The sequence below is a fragment of the Natronorubrum sediminis genome, assembly GCF_900108095.1.
In the GTDB taxonomy this organism is placed as follows: Archaea; Halobacteriota; Halobacteria; order Halobacteriales; family Natrialbaceae; genus Natronorubrum; species Natronorubrum sediminis.
Map to the genome: position 1 here is coordinate 137,897 of NZ_FNWL01000004.1, position 17,020 is coordinate 154,916.

Annotated in this window: 14 protein-coding genes and 1 pseudogene; 10 read left to right on the plus strand and 5 right to left on the minus strand. The window is 63.0% G+C overall.

Translation table 11 applies throughout. From position 1 onward, the window contains the following. Nucleotides 1–4: 4 nt before the first annotated feature. From BLW62_RS15730 to BLW62_RS15740, 3 genes are all read left to right on the plus strand, one after another. Entirely contained in the window at nt 5–1,117 is a 1,113-nt protein-coding gene (locus BLW62_RS15730; RefSeq protein ID WP_245726734.1) for a bacterio-opsin activator domain-containing protein, read from the plus strand. A gap of 46 nt (nt 1,118–1,163) precedes the next feature. Further along, nucleotides 1,164–1,487: a HalOD1 output domain-containing protein gene (locus BLW62_RS15735; RefSeq protein WP_090507992.1), complete on the plus strand. Its 324-nt coding sequence runs from the start codon at nt 1,164–1,166 to the stop codon at nt 1,485–1,487. 116 nt (nt 1,488–1,603) lie between these two features. Continuing rightward, a complete protein-coding gene (locus BLW62_RS15740; protein ID WP_090507993.1) occupies nt 1,604–2,194 on the plus strand; it encodes a diacylglycerol/polyprenol kinase family protein in 591 nt (196 codons plus the stop codon). A 37-nt stretch (nt 2,195–2,231) separates the two neighbouring features. Here BLW62_RS15740 and BLW62_RS15745 read toward each other — a convergent pair. Further along, nucleotides 2,232–2,531 (minus strand): annotated as a pseudogene (locus BLW62_RS15745) (ATP-binding cassette domain-containing protein); the annotation flags it as partial. Between the two features lie 64 nt (nt 2,532–2,595). On the opposite strand from BLW62_RS15745, the gene BLW62_RS15750 reads away from it, so the two are divergent. Beyond that, nucleotides 2,596–3,906 (plus strand): MFS transporter, encoded by a 1,311-nt coding sequence (locus tag BLW62_RS15750; RefSeq protein WP_090507994.1) that lies wholly within the window; start codon nt 2,596–2,598, stop codon nt 3,904–3,906. Nucleotides 3,907–3,971: 65 nt separating this feature from the next. Here BLW62_RS15750 and BLW62_RS15755 read toward each other — a convergent pair whose 3' ends face one another. Next, nucleotides 3,972–4,478 carry a TspO/MBR family protein gene (locus tag BLW62_RS15755; RefSeq protein WP_090507995.1) on the minus strand — a complete coding sequence of 169 codons (507 nt, stop codon included), beginning with the start codon at nt 4,476–4,478 and terminating at the stop codon, nt 3,972–3,974. A 147-nt stretch (nt 4,479–4,625) separates the two neighbouring features. Here BLW62_RS15755 and BLW62_RS15760 point away from each other — a divergent pair, with 147 nt between their 5' ends. The 5 genes from BLW62_RS15760 (at nt 4,626) to BLW62_RS15780 (ending at nt 13,892) form a co-directional block, all read left to right on the plus strand. Then, complete coding sequence (locus tag BLW62_RS15760; protein WP_090507996.1) at nt 4,626–6,278, plus strand: HTTM domain-containing protein; 1,653 nt, start codon at nt 4,626–4,628, stop codon at nt 6,276–6,278. Between the two features lie 173 nt (nt 6,279–6,451). Next, nucleotides 6,452–8,920 (plus strand): DEAD/DEAH box helicase, encoded by a 2,469-nt coding sequence (locus BLW62_RS15765; RefSeq protein ID WP_090507997.1) that lies wholly within the window; start codon nt 6,452–6,454, stop codon nt 8,918–8,920. 181 nt (nt 8,921–9,101) lie between these two features. Beyond that, on the plus strand, nt 9,102–10,019 hold the full coding sequence (locus BLW62_RS15770) for a universal stress protein (RefSeq protein WP_090507998.1): 918 nt from the start codon (nt 9,102–9,104) through the stop codon (nt 10,017–10,019). 66 nt (nt 10,020–10,085) lie between these two features. Beyond that, complete coding sequence (locus BLW62_RS15775; RefSeq protein WP_090507999.1) at nt 10,086–12,230, plus strand: cation:proton antiporter; 2,145 nt, start codon at nt 10,086–10,088, stop codon at nt 12,228–12,230. A gap of 72 nt (nt 12,231–12,302) precedes the next feature. Continuing rightward, nucleotides 12,303–13,892, plus strand: coding sequence for an HTTM domain-containing protein (locus BLW62_RS15780; protein ID WP_090508000.1), 1,590 nt, complete (start codon nt 12,303–12,305; stop codon nt 13,890–13,892). 58 nt (nt 13,893–13,950) lie between these two features. On the opposite strand, the gene BLW62_RS15785 is transcribed toward BLW62_RS15780, so the two are convergent. From BLW62_RS15785 to BLW62_RS15795, 3 genes are all read right to left on the minus strand, one after another. After that, on the minus strand, nt 13,951–14,748 hold the full coding sequence (locus BLW62_RS15785) for an Sjogren's syndrome/scleroderma autoantigen 1 family protein (protein WP_090508001.1): 798 nt from the start codon (nt 14,746–14,748) through the stop codon (nt 13,951–13,953). A gap of 79 nt (nt 14,749–14,827) precedes the next feature. Further along, the gene (locus BLW62_RS15790; protein WP_090508002.1) at nt 14,828–15,253 is read right to left on the minus strand and encodes a GNAT family N-acetyltransferase; all 426 of its coding nucleotides are present in this window, start codon (nt 15,251–15,253) and stop codon (nt 14,828–14,830) included. A 51-nt stretch (nt 15,254–15,304) separates the two neighbouring features. After that, nucleotides 15,305–15,781 (minus strand): TIGR00725 family protein, encoded by a 477-nt coding sequence (locus BLW62_RS15795; protein WP_090508117.1) that lies wholly within the window; start codon nt 15,779–15,781, stop codon nt 15,305–15,307. A 268-nt stretch (nt 15,782–16,049) separates the two neighbouring features. Here BLW62_RS15795 and mdh point away from each other — a divergent pair, with 268 nt between their 5' ends. Beyond that, nucleotides 16,050–16,964 (plus strand): malate dehydrogenase, encoded by a 915-nt coding sequence (mdh, locus tag BLW62_RS15800; protein ID WP_090508003.1) that lies wholly within the window; start codon nt 16,050–16,052, stop codon nt 16,962–16,964. Nucleotides 16,965–17,020 lie beyond the last annotated feature (56 nt).

Below are 17,020 nucleotides of genomic sequence, written 5' to 3' on the forward strand. Positions count from 1 at the left end.
TGATATCGACGGAGCGACCGAATACAGGTCGAACGACCTCGAGTGGACGCCGCCGAGTGATCTGGCTCGGCGAGTGTTCGACGTCACTCCGGTCGGTACCATCGTCGTCAATTCGGCGGGGGAGATGGTCTACGCGAACCGACGCGCGGCTGAAATTCTCGACCTCGCGCGCGAGGACCTCACCAGCCGAGAGTACGACGCCGCCGACTGGAATATCTACTACGACGACGGAAATCCCGTCCCGGTATCGGAGAATCCCGTCACCCGCGTGTTCGAAACCGGTGAACCGGAGTTCGGGTTCGAACACTGGATCGAACTCTCCGACGGCACCGAACGGTGGCTCTCGAGCAACACGACGCCCATCTACGACAACGGGGGAGCCGTCGAGTTCGTCGTCGTCGCGTTCGAGGACGTGACGGCGTTGAAACGCCGCGAAAAGCGATTGACCAGCGACCACGTTCGCCACCTCGAGTTCCGCGCCGACGAGTCGGCGGTTCCGCCGAGCCTTCGCGTCGAAGACAGCGAGATCCACCTCGATATCGATTCGGTCGTCCCCCTTCCCGATGGAACGACGGTCCAGTACATGGGAACCGCCGACCTCCCCGCGAGTGACCTCATCGTTGCAGTCGAAGAGGTTCCCCACTACCTCGACGCCCGCCTGCTCAGTTCGATCGAGGGCTACAACCGAGTCGAGGCGCACGCCGAATCGTCGACGGTCTCGCAGGTGTTTACTTCGCTCGGCGGCCGCGCCCGAACCATCGTCATCGCCCCGGACGAGGTCAGGTTCCTCGGAGAGTTGCCAGGCGACGTCGACTCCCGCCAGGCAGCCGACGGAATTCGGAAGTTCCACTCGAACGTCGAACTGGTGTCGGAAGACCTCGTCTACTCGCCGCACCTGCTGTACGACGTCGTCGCCGACGCGCTCACCGAGCGACAACTCGCCGTACTCGACACTGCGTACTTCGGCGGCTACTTCGATTCACCCCGAACCAGCACGGGCGACGAACTCGCGGACCGATTCGACGTGACACGACAGACGTTCAACCAGCACCTCCGCAAAGCCCAACAGATCGTCTTCCGTCACCTCTTCGAAAAATCCGGCGCGGACGCACACTGACTAGTCAGCGTCCCCTCTTAGGCCGTTGCACCCGTACTCAAGTCTAATGAACGATGAAACAGTACGCACGGAAACGCCGTCGGTCAGCGATGACAGCGTGGGTTACGACCCAACGACAGAGACGTTCCACGCGCGTTTCGACGGGGGGACGGAGACAGTCACATTGGCGATCGTCGAAACCGTCGCTACCGTCATCGACTGTCGGCTCGTTTCGATGACGCCGCTTTACGACATCGTCGATCCGGAGGCCCTCTCCACACTCCTTGCGTCACCACGAAACCACTCCGTCGAGGCGAAATTCACGTACGAGGGCTGTCACGTAACCGTCTCGAACGACGGCTCCGTCGTCGTCAAGCCGCCGGACACCTGAACGCGTCCGGCCCTACCTCCTGCAGACAGCGAGTGACGGACACCACGAAGGACCGCCTCTCGTTCGAGACGACGTAACCGACGGACTGAAGGTACCGACCTTCGAGGATTGGCCTGATGGCCGACGAACTGAAACGACGGCTCGTCCACTCGAGTGGCGCGGGACTCGTCGCACTTTACCTCCTCGCGAACTACGCCGACCTCGGGCTGACGTGGCCCCGGTTTCAGGCGCTGATGGTCGTCCTCGCGGTCGGGACGATCGGACTCGAGTTCCTCCGTCTGCAGGTCGGATTAGACTGGACGATCTACGACAAACTCACGCGTGAGTACGAACAGGACCAGTTCGCGGGCTACGGCTACTACATGGTCAGTATGACGGTCGCCGTGTTGCTCTTCGACCCCCAGATCGCCCTCCCCGCGATGTTGATGCTCGCGCTCGGCGATCCGATCAGCGGGGCCGTCTCGGACGACAGCCTCAAATTCGTCAAGGGGCCGAAGGTGCTCCTCACGATGTTCGTCGTCAGCGCGATTATCGCGACTCCCTTCCTCTACGAACTCCCACTCGCAGTCGTCGCGGCGGCGCTGGGAGCGACGATCGCCGACGGCGTCAAGCTCAGAATCGGCGACTACATCGTCGACGACAACCTGACGATTCCGATCTACGCGGGGGTTCTGGCCTGGCTGGTCGTCGAATTCGTGCCGGCCTAACTGGCCGCCGATTTTTCCGGTGAGCAACTTCGACGAGAGAACGACTCGCGATGGCTCCGTAGCCGTTGGGGAGGACGCCGACGCGCTGGCGAATCGCCGCGCTCTCGGTGGCGACGTCGTTCTCGAGGACGCGAACCGTTCCCTCGGTGGGCGCGGCGTAGTCGAGCAAGAGATCGATCGTGGTGGATTTTCCGGCCTCGTTCGGTCCTAAAAATCCGAATATCTCACCCGATCGGACGGTGAGGTCGACGTCGTGGAGGGCGGTGATCGATCGGCCTCTCAGAGGGCCGAAACGCTCGTAGCGTTTGGTCACGCCGCGGAGTTCGATTGCAGTCATACGTCGGTCATCTGAGTAGTATCGTATGAGATTTTTGATGGTTTGACGGCAGCGTCGGTCGTTGATGACGGCGTCGGGATTTCCTGATACGAGCGGTATCGGCAACACCGTCGCTGAACGGTGTGATCTTGGGGGCTGCCCGACCAAGGCACAGACAGTGGCACAGGTACTCGGATTCGACGGGCAGCACGTGCGGGACGTCCTCGCCGACGGTCGCGGACAGATCCTCTTCGCCGTCGCGCTCGGGTGGTGTCTCTCGATCGGCGTCAGACTCGCCTACCCGGTGTTGTTGCCCTACCTCCAGTCCGGACTGGGTCTCGACCTGACGACGGCCGGCTTTTTGCTGACCGTTCTCTGGCTCGCCTACGCGCTCGGACAGCTCCCGGGTGGCATTCTCTCGGACCGACTCGGCGAGGGAAACGTCCTCGTCCTCAGCACGGCGATTTCGGCGGTGATGCTCGGCGTCGTGGCCGTCGCCGGCTCGGCACCGCTGGTCTTCTTCGCGACGGCGTGTTTCGGGTTCGGCACGGCGCTCTACGGCGTCGCCCGCTTCACGATTCTCTCGGCGGTATTTCCGAACAACGACGGGACGGCGATCGGCATCACGATGGCCGCCGGCGAGGTCGGCAACGCCGTCCTCCCACTCGTCGCCGGGGGAATCGCGGCCACGCTCGCCTGGCAGTACGGCTTCGGCCTCGCCGTCCCCGTCTTCGCGCTCGTCGCCGTCCTCCTCTGGCTCGTCGTCCCCGCCCGAACCTCGGGTGCCACGAGCGCCGTCGACAGCCTCTCGCTCGAGGCCGCGCGCTACGTCGTGGCGGAGCTTCGCCGCCCAGCCATCATCGTCGTCACAGTGATCCAGATCCTGACGTACTGCATCTGGCAGGGCTTTACGGGCCTCTATCCGACGTACCTGATCGAGATGAAGGGCTTTTCGGAGGCGATGGCGACGGGGCTGTTCAGCGCGTTCTTCGCGCTCGGCATCGTCGTCCAACCCCTGACGGGACGACTGTACGATAGCTTCGGCATTCGGCGATCGCTTCCCGTCGTCTTGGGCGTGATCACGGTCTCGCTCGTCGCACTGCCGTTTCTCGAGGGCTTTTGGCCCGTCGTCGTCGGCACGGTCTTTCTCTCGAGCATCCTCGGCTACGGGACGATCACGCTGCCGTACATGACCGCGGCGTTCCCCGCGGACATGAAGGGGACGGGACTCGGCCTTTTACGGACGTTTTACATGACCATCGGAGCCGCGAGTCCAGCCTTGTTCGGCATCCTCGCGGACAACGGCTACTTCGACGAGGGCTACATCGTGCTGGCCGGATTCGCCGTCGTGGCGATCGCCCTCATTCCGTTGTTGCCAAACGAAGCGCGAGGGTGAGAAGCGGCGGAGGGGAGATGCGTCCTCGAGGGGACCCACGCGTTTGAAGGGGGTTCCAGCTTCGCTCACGCGTTGAGCCGCCAGATTTCGGCGTTGAGCACGGCGGCGAACGTCACCCACGCGATGTACGGGACGAGCAACGCTCCGGCGCGTCGGTCGACGCGAGCGAACGCGGCGAGCGTCCCCGCAACCAGCACCCAGAGGACGACGATGATGCCGAAGGCGACCAGCGGCGCCTCGAGCGAGAAGAACGCGGGCGTCCACGTGACGTTGACCACCATCTGGACGGCGAACAGGCCGAGCGCGAGTCGCCGTCCCGACGAGTCGCTGCGCCAGACGAGCCACAGCGCGATCCCGAGGAGCGTGAAGATGACCGTCCAGGCGACCGAGAACGTGATTCCGGGCGGGTAGAACCACGGTTTCTCGAGTTGTTGAAACCAGGCCGTATCGCTCGTCGAGAGGACGCCGGGGAGGCTGCCGATCAGGTTGACGAGGATGACGAAGCCGACGGCCTGAAGCAGCGGGTCCCGATCGGGAAGGCGACGTTTGACGCTGGCGAAGTCGGCGACCATAGTGTGAACACGACCGGCGACCGGAAAGTGATACGCCCGTCATCAGCAACCTCGACGGAGGCTTCGACGGGGGGAGACGACTGAGGCCGTCAGAGAGAGTGTCCCGATAGAAACACCTATTGTGTTCGATTAGAATCACATTGGCAGATGAGTCCCGCTTCTCGCGACGCCCTCTACCAGTCGGGACGGCGGCTTCGGACGTACCTGCGTCGACGGATTCGCATCGACACGCGATCACTGGCCGTCTTTCGGATCTTCGTCGGCGTCCTGATCGTCGCCGACTTGCTGGCTCGCTCGAGGAATTTCTCGCGATTCTACACGGACGACGGCGTCGTCCCGCAGGCACTCGCACAGGAGTTGAGTGCCGACGGCGCGTTCTCGTTCTACCATCTGACGTCGGATCCAACCGTCATCGCTGGATTGTTCGTCCTGCAGGGGCTGATCGCAATTCAGCTCATCGTCGGCTACAAGACCCGCATCGCGACGATCCTCTCGTTTCTGTTCGTCATCTCGCTCGACCACCACAACCCGTTCGTCTTGAGTTACGCTGACACGCTCTTTCGGCTCCTGTTGTTCTGGGCCATCTTCCTCCCGCTCGGGGAACGCTGGTCGGTCGACGCCGTCCACGCCGACGGCGAGCGACGGGCACACGTCGCCAACGCCGCCACCGTCTTGATCCTGGCTCAGATGGTCTACATGTACCTCACGAACGGCCTCATCAAGTCCCAGTCGGACGTCTGGACCAGCGGCGACGCGGCCCCGCTCGTGCTCGGCATCGACGAGATGACGTTCTTCCTCGGGAATACGATCCGGCAGGCACCGATCCTACTCGAGCTCGGCGGGCGCGTCTGGTTCACCATCCTCCTGTTGTCGTGGCTGCTCGTCGTCCTACCGGCTCGAGCACGGTATCCGCTCGTCGCCCTGTTCGCCATCGGACACGTCTCGTTTGCCCTCACGGTTCGCATCGGCGCGTTCCCCTACGTCCCGCTCGCGGGGCTCGTGCTCTTCTTACAGGGGGCGTTCTGGACGGACCTGAACCGCCTCGGCGAGTACGCGACCGTCGACTCGAGTCGCGTCGCCGGGGCGGTGACGCGGCTCTCGACCCTCGCGGCGGCCGTTCCGGACTATCGGCTGACCGCCGAGCGAATTCGGCGTGCACGCGGGGTCGCCTACAGTCTCGCACTCGGCATCGTCGTCGTCTCGCTCCTGTTCGTCGCCGTCGTCATGGCGTTCAACGTCGGCACTTCGATAGCCGACACCGAAGCGGATCAGTCGATGGACGAACGCGTCGAGGGAACCGTCGACGAGACGCTGTACGAGACGGCAGGGGTGAAACAGATCGAATCCACCGCCTCGAGGTTCGGCGTCGATCAGCCCGTTGGCTGGGCCGTCTTCGCCGGGCCGGATCCCAGAACGACGGATCGCTACTACGTTTTCCCCGCCGAAACCGAGAGCGGGGAGGTGGTCGACGCCTACAACGAGCGGGAGTTGACCTACGACAGGCCGTACGACGGCGAGTTACAGAAACAATACGGCAGCTATCGAGAACGCTTCTACATGAACAGCGTCCGAAACGGCGGTCACCAGAACGACGTGCCCGTCGAGTTTGGCGACGAGATCTGCGAGCGCTGGAGCGAGGAGCACGACGAGGAACTCGTGCGGATCTCGATGTACGTCGTCGAAGAGGACATCACCCATGACACGATCACCGAACCCGACGACCGCGAGCAGGAGTTCGACGAGTTCTACCGTCACGGCTGCGGTGACAACGAACCAGCGGAAGTCGACTCGCCGACGTAAGTCGTCTCACTCGCACCATCTACCCACCCACACCGTCGATAGTGCCAACTGAAACGGTTTACACACCGACCGCACAGCTATCGTGCGATCGAGTGTCCGCTGACTCGCAGTGGCACCTATACTTTCACCCCGGTACGAGAACCCTTATTCACCGCGAGGATGAATCACCGGCAATGGCGACAACGGACGAGGGTGCAGAGCCACCATCAATCGAGCACCCCCTCCTCGAGCCCGATTTTCTCGAGCGGCGACTCTACCAGTTGAAACTCGCGGGGACGGCCGCGAACGGCCACACGCTCGTCTGTCTCCCGACGGGACTCGGGAAGACGACGGTCAGCCTGCTCGTGACGGCTCGCAGGCTCGAGGAAGTCGGCGGGAAATCGTTGATGCTCGCACCGACAAAACCGCTCGTCCAGCAACACGCGGACTTTTACCGGGAAGCCCTCCAGATCCCAGACGAAGAGATCATCGTCTTCACGGGCGACGTCAGCCCGGACGATCGGGCGGCGACGTGGGAAGAAGCGACGATCGTCATGGCCACCCCGCAGGTCATCGAAAACGACCTCGTCGGCAGCCGAATCTCGCTTTCCGACGTGACCCACATCACCTTCGACGAGTGCCACCGCGCGACCGGCGACTACGCCTACAACTACATCGCAGAACGCTACCATGCCGACGCGAATCAACCCCTCGTGACGGGCATGTCGGCCTCGCCCGGCGGCGACGAGGAGGCCATCCTCGAGGTCTGTGAGAACCTCGGCATCAGCGAGGTCGAGGTGATGACCGAAGAGGACGCCGACGTCTCCGAATTTACCCACGACACCGACGTCGAGTGGGAACGAATCGGCCTCCCCGAGGACGTCCTCGAGATTCGCGACGCGTTGAACGAGGTGATCACGGATCGCCTCGAGAAACTCAAGGAACTCGGCGTTGCCTCCTCGACCCAACCCGACCAGTCCCAGAAGGACCTCAATCGAATGCGCGCGGAACTCCAGAAGTTGATCAACAACGACCAATCGGAGGGGTTCAAGGGAATGTCCGTCCACGCGGAGGTGATGAAACTCCGTCAGGCCGTCACGCTCGTCGAAACTCAGAGCGTCGAGGCCGTCCGGCGGTACTTCGATCGTCAGCGCAATCAAGCCAGATCCTCGGGGGCCTCGAAGGCCAGCCAACGCATGGTTTCGGATCCGCGCGTTCGCGAAGCTATACGACAGGCCGAGCGTTTCGACGAACTCCACCCCAAGTACCGCAAGACCCGGATGTTACTCGCCGAGACGCTTGGACTCGAGGGCGGCGAGCGCGTCATCGTCTTCACCGAATCTCGAGACACGGCAGAGGCCCTGACGGACTTCCTCTCCGAGAGTTTCGACGCGAAGCGATTCGTCGGACAGGGCGACCGAGAGGGGTCGGACGGCATGACCCAGAAGCAACAACAGGAGGTGTTAGACCAGTTCCGCGGCGGCGAGTTCGAGGTGCTCGTCTCGACTTCCGTCGCCGAGGAGGGACTGGACGTGCCCGAAGTCGACCTCGTGTTGTTCTACGAGCCGGTTCCGACGGCGATTCGCTCCATCCAGCGCAAGGGGCGAACGGGCCGCCAGTCCGAGGGCCGGGTCGTCGTCCTCATGGCCGAAGACACCCGCGACGAGGCGTACTTCTGGATCTCCCGGCGCCGCGAGAAGGAGATGGAGTCCGAACTCCGCGAACTCAAGGGCATGGCCGACACCCTCGCGGACGAACTCGACGACTCCCAGCAGGCGCTGTCAGACTTCGGCGGCGAAACCGCCGGCAGCGACGGCGCTGACGAACGCGACCCCGACGCAGTCGGCGACTCTTCCAGTGGAAATGAAGGGGGTTCGACAGCACCAGGATTACAGGACTTTTCGAAGGACGTGAACGACACCGGGGATGGGACAGAGAGCAACGACACCGATTCGGAGTCGAACGCTGACGACGTCACAGTCCACGAACCACACGCCGAGGGCGAGACGATCGAAATCGTCGCCGACCAACGCGAGATGGACGCCAACATCGCCCGTGACCTCTCGAGACGCGAAGAGATAGATATCCGCCTCGAGACGCTCGAGGTGGGCGACTACGTCTGTTCGGATCGCGTCGTTATCGAGCGAAAATCGGTGGCCGACTTCGTCGACTCGTTAGTCGGCGGCGAGCGCTCGATCTTCGAGCAGGTCGGCGCGATGGCCAGACACTACTCGCGACCGATCGTCCTCGTCGAGGGCGAGGGACTGTACGAGCAGCGGGATATTCACCCGAACGCGATTCGGGGCGCGCTCTCGAGTCTGGCCGTCGACTTCGGTGCGAGCGTGCTCCGGACCGAGAGTGAAGACGAGTCGACCGAACTGCTCGCAGTGCTCGCCGGTCGCGAACAACAAACGTCAGACCGCGAGGTCTCGGTCCACGGCGAGAAAGGGGCCAAGACGGTCGCCGAACAACAGGAGTACGTCGTCTCCTCGATCGCCGAAATCGGCCCCGTCACGGCCCGTTCGCTGCTCGAGGAGTTCGGCACCGTCGAAGCGGTGATGATCGCGAGCGAGGACGAGTTACAGGAAGCCGACGGCGTCGGGTCGGTTACGGCCGAGCGGATGCGAGAGGTTATCGGCACCGAGTACACGGGATCGAAGTGAGCGCACCGAACCCCACAATCGATAGTCGAAGACACTGAGCGACACCGCCCCAACACACTCACTACGGAACGTTCAGGACGTAGTTATATACCGGTCGGTCCCGTCAAAATGACGAGAGGATAATGTGTCCCCGCATTGCTGCCGTCGCTCGTGTCCGTGCCGGATTTCGGCGTGATAGTCGATGACGACACCGCTCTTCGAACGCGTGTTGGTTCCAATCGCCGAACCGGAAGACGCGAAAGCGACGTGCGAGGCCGTCGTTCCCTACCTCGAGTCGTCGGGAGAGGTCGTCGTCGTGCACGTCATCGAGAAGACCGAGGGCGGACCCGACAAAGCGCCCAGAGAAGCCAGACAGGCGCAAGCAACAGAGATTTTCGCGCTCGCTCGTGAGCAATTCGGCGATGCCGGCTACGACGTGGAGACGGAACTTCGATACGGGCCGGACGTCGTCGACGAAATTCTCGCCACTGCGGCGGCCTTCGACGTGACCGCGATTGCCTTCACACCCCGCCCAGGGGGTCGCTGGATCAAACTGCTCACCGGAAATCGCGCGAATCGGTTGACGCGAGAGAGCACGTACCCGATTTTGATCGTTCCCCACTCCGAAAAAGAAACCCCCGAGATAACCGAGGCTACCGCGGCGACGACTGGCGATACCGACGGAACCGGCTACCGCGTACTCGTCCCGATCGACGGCACCGAGGAGGCCCTGTCGGCCGTTTCCCACGCCTGTCGCGCCTATCCGACCGCCGACGTGACCTGTCTCTACGTCCACGAGTCGGCGAGTACCGACGTCTACGCGTCGATGACCGGCGGCGACTCGAGTGGGGTCGACGACGAAGATCGCGAGTGGCAACAAGAAGTGACACAACGCTTCGAAGAAGCACAGGCCGTGGCCAACGACCACGGCGTCGAACTCGAGACCGTGACGTTCCCCGGGGCCGTTCCCGACGCCATCGTCACGTGCGCGGACGAACTCGGCGTCGACCTGATCGTCATGGCCACTCGAGGTCGAGAAGGCCTCAAGCAAAAGCTCCTCGGGAGCACCACCGAGACCGTCGTGCGCCGATCACCCGTTCCTGTCACCGTCGTCCGATAGCACCGTGAGTAGCCACGGACGCTCGCGGACGAACGTGCATTTCGACTCACTTCCGTGTCGGTATCGATGAACGAACTGTGCCCTCCGTCGCTGGTGAGTACGCATTCGGTGGTGGCTACGGACGGCGTCCGTCTCGAAGGATACGAGACGCTGTTGTCGACGGGTCCATCACTGACGCCGCCGTTCGACGATCCCGTCCTCATCTTCGGGCTCGCGATGGTGATCTTCCTCGTCGCCCCGCTCGTCCTCGAGCGCTATCGACTGCCGGGGATCATCGGGATCATCCTGATCGGTGCGGCGATCGGCCCCAACGGCGCGCACTTACTCGAACGAGACGCCACGATCGAGTTGCTCGGCGAGGTCGGCCTGATCTACCTGATGTTCATCGCGGGCCTCGAGATTAACCTCACGCAGTTTCTCGAGTACAAGGATCGAAGCATCGTCTTCGGATTGCTGTCGTTCGTGATTCCACAGGCGGTCGGAACGGTCGTCGGCGTCTCGTTGCTCGGATTGGAGCTTCCGGCGGCACTGTTGTTCGCCGCCATTTTCTCCTCGCACACGCTGCTCGCGTATCCGGTCGTCAACCGACTCGGCATCGCGAACGACGAAGCGATGACCGCGACGATCGGCGGCACTATTCTGACGGACACGCTCGCGTTGCTCGTGCTCGCGATCGTCATCGCCGGCGTCGACGGGACGCTCGACGCCGCGTTCTGGACACAGCTGTCGGTCGGATTGACGCTGTTTTTCATCGGCGTCTGGGTACTCGTCCCTCGACTCGGTCGCTGGTTCTTTCGCATCCACAGCGAGGAGAGTTACTTCGAGTTTCTGTTCGTCATGGCCGTGTTGTTCATCTGTGCGTTTCTCGCCGAACTCGTCGGCGTCGAGCACATCATCGGGGCGTTCCTCGCCGGATTGACGCTCAACCGACTAATCCCAGAGTCGGGAACGCTGATGAATCGCATCGAGTTCGTCGGCAACGCGCTCTTCATCCCCTTCTTCCTCCTCTCGGTGGGGATGCTCGTCAACGTCGGCGTCGTGCTCGAGGGAGTCGACACGCTCGCACTCGCCGGTTCGCTTCTCGTCATGGTCTTCGTCACGAAATACGTCGCAGCGTGGGCCGCCGGCCGCGTCTACGGCTACGATCGGGATCAAGTCCTCGGGATGTTCGGCCTCTCCGTGGGGCAGGCCGCCGCTGCACTCGCGATCGTCCAGATCGGGTTCGACGCAGGCGTTCCGGGATTCGGCCAGGACATGATCAACGCCGTCGTCGTGATGATCCTCGTCGTGAGTCTGTTCAGTCCCGCGCTGGTCGAACGGGCCGGTGTCGCACTCGTCCGTGCTCGCGACCACGAAGCGTACGATCCAGGCGAGACGTCACAACGGATCCTCGTTCCCATCTCGAGAGAAACTGAATACGCGGAGTCGCTACTCGATCTCGCCGTCACGATCCGTAACGAACGCGCACACGAGCCGATTCACACGGTCACGGTGGTCCGCCCGGAACAGCGATCGCGGACCACGGCGAACGTCGCCGACGTCGAAACGCGTCTCGAGGACCTCGAGGCGTACACCGCCGGTGCCGAAGTTCCGATCGAACCCCACACTCGAGTCAACCACAACATTGCTTCGGGCATCGTTCGCTCGAGCGTCGAGAACCGGATTACGACGCTCGTCGTCGGCTGGGACGGGCAGAAAGCACGGACGCAGCAGGTGTTCGGCCACATCATCGATCAGGTGCTCGATCGAACCACGGAGTTGACGCTGGTCGGTCGACTCAGGGAGCCACTCAACACGACCCAGCGGATCGTCCTCGTGCTCCCGCCGGATATCCACCACAACGACGGGTTCTCCGAGTCGGTGCACACGGTGAAACGTATCTCGGCGCAAACCGGAGCCCCGATTCACGGCCTCGTCGTCGACGGAAATCCGAGCCACTTCGATCGAGTGACAACGCGCCTCGAGCCACCGACGTCGGCGACGTTCCACGCGGTCGACGGCTGGAACGAGTTGTTCGAAGAACTCCGCGACGAGACGCGATCGGACGACTTCCTCGTCTGCGTGAGCGCCCGGCGAAACGAAGTCGGCTGGCACAGCGAGTTACGGACCCTCCCGAACCGACTCGCAAGAGTGACAGATGCAAATTTCGTCGTGATGTACCCGGCGACGGAAGAACGAGCAGACGACAGGCAGTTCCTCAGATTCCCCTGAACGAGGTATTGTCACCCCGAGATCAGTTTCGACCGAAATGATTATTTCGATAACATCGGCATGTGTGAGCACATGGAGCGTCCCGTGCGGTCGCAACTCGAGACAGGGGCCCATCGAGTGCGACGGAACCTCGCAGACTCCGTTCGGATCGATACGCGGACGCTCGTGGTCTTTCGCGTCTTCGTCGGCCTCCTCATCATCGCCGACGTGTTCCTTCGCTCGCGAAACCTTTCCTTTTACTACACCGAGGACGGCGTCGTCCCCCAATCGATCGCGATGGAGTTGAGCGCAGATAACGCGTTCTCGTTCTATCACCTGACGACCGATCCGACGGTTATCGCCGCGCTGATGGGACTGCAAGTGCTGATCGCGATTCAGCTGATCGTCGGCTACAAGACGCGTCTAGCGATGGTCCTCTCGTTCCTGTTCGTCGTCTCCTTAGATCACCACAACCCACTCGTCTTGAGCTACGCCGACACGCTCTTTCGGCTCCTGTTGTTCTGGGCCATCTTCCTCCCCCTCGGGGAACGCTGGTCGGTCGACGCCGTTCACGCCGACCGCGGGCCACGGGAGTCGGTCGCCGGTATCGCCTCCGCGTTGATCCTCTCGCAGATGGTGTACATGTACTTCCTCAACTGGTATCACAAGTCCCAGAGCGACCTGTGGACCGGCGGGGAGGCGACGCCGCTCGTCATGGGCCTCGACGACATGACCTTTCTCCTGACACCGTACATCCGGCAGTTCCCGGCGTTGCTCGAGTTGGGAACCCACCTCTGGTACTACATGCTCATGTTCTCCTGGCTGCTCATCGTCCTCGTCGGCCGGAAACGCATGTTCCTCGTCGCGCTGTTCGTCGGCGGGCACGTCTCGTTCATCCTCACGGTCCGTATCGGCGCGTTCCCCTACGTCGCGATCGCCGGCCTGTTGTTGTTCCTCCAGGCGCAGTTCTGGACCGATCTGAAGCGAGTCGCCGACCTTCTCGACGTCGACAGGTCTCGTCTCACCCGAACCAGACGAACGCTCGCCTCACACGCCGCGTCCGTGCCGAATCCGTGTCTCTCGAGTCCGTCCCTCGATCGGTTCCGGGGCAACGTCCACAGCGTCTTCCTCGGCATCGTCGTCGGCTCGCTCGTGTTGCTCTCGATCCTGTCGTACGTGCCCGTGGTCTCCGTCATCGACGGCAACTCACCGCCCGAACAACAGGTCGACGATATCGCCTCGAGTTTCGGCGTCGACCAACCCGAGTGGAGCGTGTTCGCCCCCGAACCGCGGACGACGGACCGATACTACGTCTTCCCGGCAGTGACCGAGGATGGCGAGTACATCGACGCCTACAACGAACGGGAGCTGACGTACGAACGGCCGTCCGACGAACTCCAGACCCAATACGACACGTATCGCGAACGCTTCTACATGAACAGCGTCCGCAGCAGCGGGCTAAACGACAACGAGGTGCCAACGGCGCTCGCCGAACACCTCTGTTCGACGTGGGAAGACGATCACGGCGAAGAACTGACGCACATCAACATGTACGTCGTCAGCGAAGACATCACCTACGAGACCATCGACGACCACGACGAGCGAGACAGGAACACGACGCACCTCTACGAACACGGCTGTGGCGACAACGAACCGAAAGAGATCCAGCCACCCGAGCTGTAGCGTGGGTCGCTCTCGAGTCCGAACTTCGTTCTCAACCCGTATCGAACCCGTTTCAGCCCTACCGGAGCGTCTCGAGCGCCTCGCTCGCCTCGCGTGCGGCCTCGAGACAGGCCGTCGCGTGGCGTGGGTCGTCCGTTTCGGCCGCCTTCGCGGCGAACTTCTCGAGCGCCCGGACGAGCGAGGCTCGAGCGGCCTCGCGGTCGCCGTCGACCGCCGGTGCAGACGGTGTCTCGTCGCGACGAGGCGACCGAGATTCGTCCTCGACACCGACATCGGCCGTCGGTTGCCGAGCGCTCGGCGATCGCTGGTTCGGTGTCGATAGCTGCTCGGGAGTTACGGATCGGTTCGGTGCCGATTCGGCAGCGCTCGAGGATGGTTGGGTGGATTCTCTCGAAGGGGTCTGCTCGGCTGCATTCTGAGTGGGTCGCTCGGCTGCGTTCGACGACGCCCCCTCGTTTCCACTCGAGTTCGGTCGTTCAGTGGCAGTCCCGTCGGGCTGGCCAGCAGTATTCGAGGCCGCCGCTTCGTTTCGTCGGGACTCACGCTCACTCGAGTCAGCGGTGGAGTCTGACGCATCACCAGCGTCAGCGGTAGCGTTAGCGTCCGATTCGGTCGCCGGCTGCGCCTCGAGGTCCGTCCCTTCGACCGCGTCGGGATTGCCGTGACAACTCGGACAGAACGTGGTTCCGTTTTGCTGGAACAGCGGGTCGCCACAGGTCCCACAGTGGGCGTTCGTCATCGTCGCCCCTTTGAGCAGCAGATCGCTCATTCGCTGGGTCGCCTCGCGCTCTTTGGCGTCGCGTTCGTACTTCTCTCGAAGTTTCTCGCGTTCGGCTTCCTTGTCGAAGTCGCTCATAGCCGACAGAAAGCGCCCGACCGTCGAAAAAGCTGCGGAGACGCGCGCACTCCGTCAAGCGTCGACGGTGGCGTGTCACTCACTCTATCCGGCGGTGCATCCCCTTAGAACCCGGGCGGACGGGTTCGTAACCGAATCGCTCGTAGAAGTCGTCGACGTCGGCGACGAGGTTGACGTACGCGCCAGCCGGCGCCTCGGCCTCGAGATGGGCCTCGAGACGGTCCATGATTCCAGTTCCGAGCCCTTTCCCCTGATGGTCCGGATGGACCGCCATATCCGAAATCTGGTAGACTGCACCGCCGTCGCCGACGAGTCGCCCCATGCCAATGACCTCACCGGACGGTTCGTGAACCGCGATCACGCCGTAAATCGTATTCGGGAGGCCGCGTTCGATTGCCTCGAGCGAACGCGGACCCATGCCAGCGACCTCGCGCAAGTGGGCGAACGTCTCGGGATCGGGCAGTTCATCGCGGAGTACGTACGCGTCCGATTCGTCGACAGTCATACCGGAACAACCCGACGGAGACCGAAGGCGATACCGATTCGCCGGCCGCGTTCACCGCGATTGGGCGACCGCGGCTTCGATCGCATCGACGGCTTCGGCAGGCGTCTCGACGGTCTCGAGGCCGAGGTCACGGTCGGCCTCGAATGGCGAGAAATCGTGCGTCTCGAGGCCGACGATCGGTCGGTCGTAGATGCCGGCGAAGCCGATCTCCGAGAGCGTGCCGACGCCACCCGCGAGCGCGATCACCGCGTCACCGTTCAACGGAACGAGCGCGTTGCGGGCGTGGCCCAGTCCGGTCGCGATGGCGATATCGACGAACTCGTTCGCGTCCTCGCGGTGCTCGCCGGGTAAAATGCCGATGGTCGTTCCTCCTGCATCGTTCGCACCACGGCAGACGGCCGCCATCGTTCCGCCACGACCGCCACAGACGACCGTGTGGCCTCGAGTCGCAAGCTCGCGACCGACGGCTTCGGCTCGATTCGCCGCGGTCTCGCTGATCGTTCCGCCGCCGATAACACTGACTCGCATAGCCGAGACGTCGCGGGCAGCGACCATGATCGGTTCGATACGAGCGTCTCTCCGCGGAGACGAACCGTTCCGCATAGCCGACGGTATCCACTCGAGGACGGTTGCAATCGATTCACTCTCGAGCGTGACCGCGGCTGGTCGGCGGTTCGACGCCGGTAGCTGCCCGATCGCGAGTGGTTCGACAGGTGTCGATCTAGTTCTCGTCAAATCGCTCGAGAGAAGGGGTTTCGACGGATTTAACGCACGGGGTGGCCGATGTTTACGTGGTATGACGAAAGTTAGCGTGGTCGGCGCGGCTGGAACGGTTGGAGCCGCAGCGGGCTACAACATCGCACTTCGGGATATCGCCGACGAACTCGTCTTCGTGGACATTCCGGATCAAGAGGACACGACGGTCGGACAGGCTGCGGACACCAACCACGGTGCAGCCTACGACTCGAACACGACGATCCGTCAGGGAGGCTACGAGGACACCGAGGGCTCGGACGTCGTCGTCATCACGGCCGGCATTCCGCGCCAGCCCGGCCAGACACGAATCGACCTCGCGGGCGACAACGCACCGATTATGGAGGATATCGGTTCCTCCATCGCGGAGTACAACGACGACTTCATCACCGTCACAACCTCGAACCCCGTCGACCTGCTCAACCGCCACCTCTACGAGGTCGGCGACCGCGCACGCGAGCAGGTGGTCGGCTTCGGCGGCCGACTCGACTCCGCTCGATTCCGCTACGTCATCTCCCAGCGCTACGACGCCCCCGTTCAGAACGTCGACGCGACCATCCTCGGCGAGCACGGCGACGCCCAAGTCCCCGTCTTCTCGAAAGTCCGCGTCGACGGACAGGACCGCGAGTTCGACGAGAACGAGAAAGAAGAACTGCTCGAGGAACTCCAGACCTCCGCGATGAACGTCATCGAGAAGAAAGGCGCGACGCAGTGGGGGCCAGCGACCGGCGTCGGACACACCGTCGAGGCCATCCTGCGCGACACCGGCGAAGTGCTTCCGTGCAGCGTCCCCCTCGAGGGCGAGTTCGGCCACGAGGACACCGCATTCGGCGTCCCGGCCAAACTCGGCTCCGACGGCGTCGAAGAGATCGTCGAGTGGGACCTCTCGGAGTTCGAGCGCGACCAACTCGGCGAAGCCGCCGAGAAGCTCTCGGATCAGTACGACAAAATCTCGTAACGCGACCGCGACCGCGACCGATACCGTCATTTTTTCACCGCATCCGCGAACAGTCA

Excerpts from the sequence above, each read along its gene's own strand:
- BLW62_RS15735 (WP_090507992.1), top strand. The coding sequence starts at position 1,164 with ATGAACGATGAAACAGTACGCACGGAAACGCCGTCGGTCAGCGATGAC.
- BLW62_RS15740 (WP_090507993.1), top strand. The coding sequence starts at position 1,604 with ATGGCCGACGAACTGAAACGACGGCTCGTCCACTCGAGTGGCGCGGGA.
- BLW62_RS15750 (WP_090507994.1), top strand. The coding sequence starts at position 2,596 with ATGACGGCGTCGGGATTTCCTGATACGAGCGGTATCGGCAACACCGTC.
- BLW62_RS15755 (WP_090507995.1), bottom strand. The coding sequence starts at position 4,478 with ATGGTCGCCGACTTCGCCAGCGTCAAACGTCGCCTTCCCGATCGGGAC.
- BLW62_RS15760 (WP_090507996.1), top strand. The coding sequence starts at position 4,626 with ATGAGTCCCGCTTCTCGCGACGCCCTCTACCAGTCGGGACGGCGGCTT.
- BLW62_RS15765 (WP_090507997.1), top strand. The coding sequence starts at position 6,452 with ATGGCGACAACGGACGAGGGTGCAGAGCCACCATCAATCGAGCACCCC.
- BLW62_RS15770 (WP_090507998.1), top strand. The coding sequence starts at position 9,102 with ATGACGACACCGCTCTTCGAACGCGTGTTGGTTCCAATCGCCGAACCG.
- BLW62_RS15775 (WP_090507999.1), top strand. The coding sequence starts at position 10,086 with ATGAACGAACTGTGCCCTCCGTCGCTGGTGAGTACGCATTCGGTGGTG.
- BLW62_RS15780 (WP_090508000.1), top strand. The coding sequence starts at position 12,303 with ATGGAGCGTCCCGTGCGGTCGCAACTCGAGACAGGGGCCCATCGAGTG.
- BLW62_RS15785 (WP_090508001.1), bottom strand. The coding sequence starts at position 14,748 with ATGAGCGACTTCGACAAGGAAGCCGAACGCGAGAAACTTCGAGAGAAG.
- BLW62_RS15790 (WP_090508002.1), bottom strand. The coding sequence starts at position 15,253 with ATGACTGTCGACGAATCGGACGCGTACGTACTCCGCGATGAACTGCCC.
- BLW62_RS15795 (WP_090508117.1), bottom strand. The coding sequence starts at position 15,781 with ATGCGAGTCAGTGTTATCGGCGGCGGAACGATCAGCGAGACCGCGGCG.
- mdh (WP_090508003.1), top strand. The coding sequence starts at position 16,050 with ATGACGAAAGTTAGCGTGGTCGGCGCGGCTGGAACGGTTGGAGCCGCA.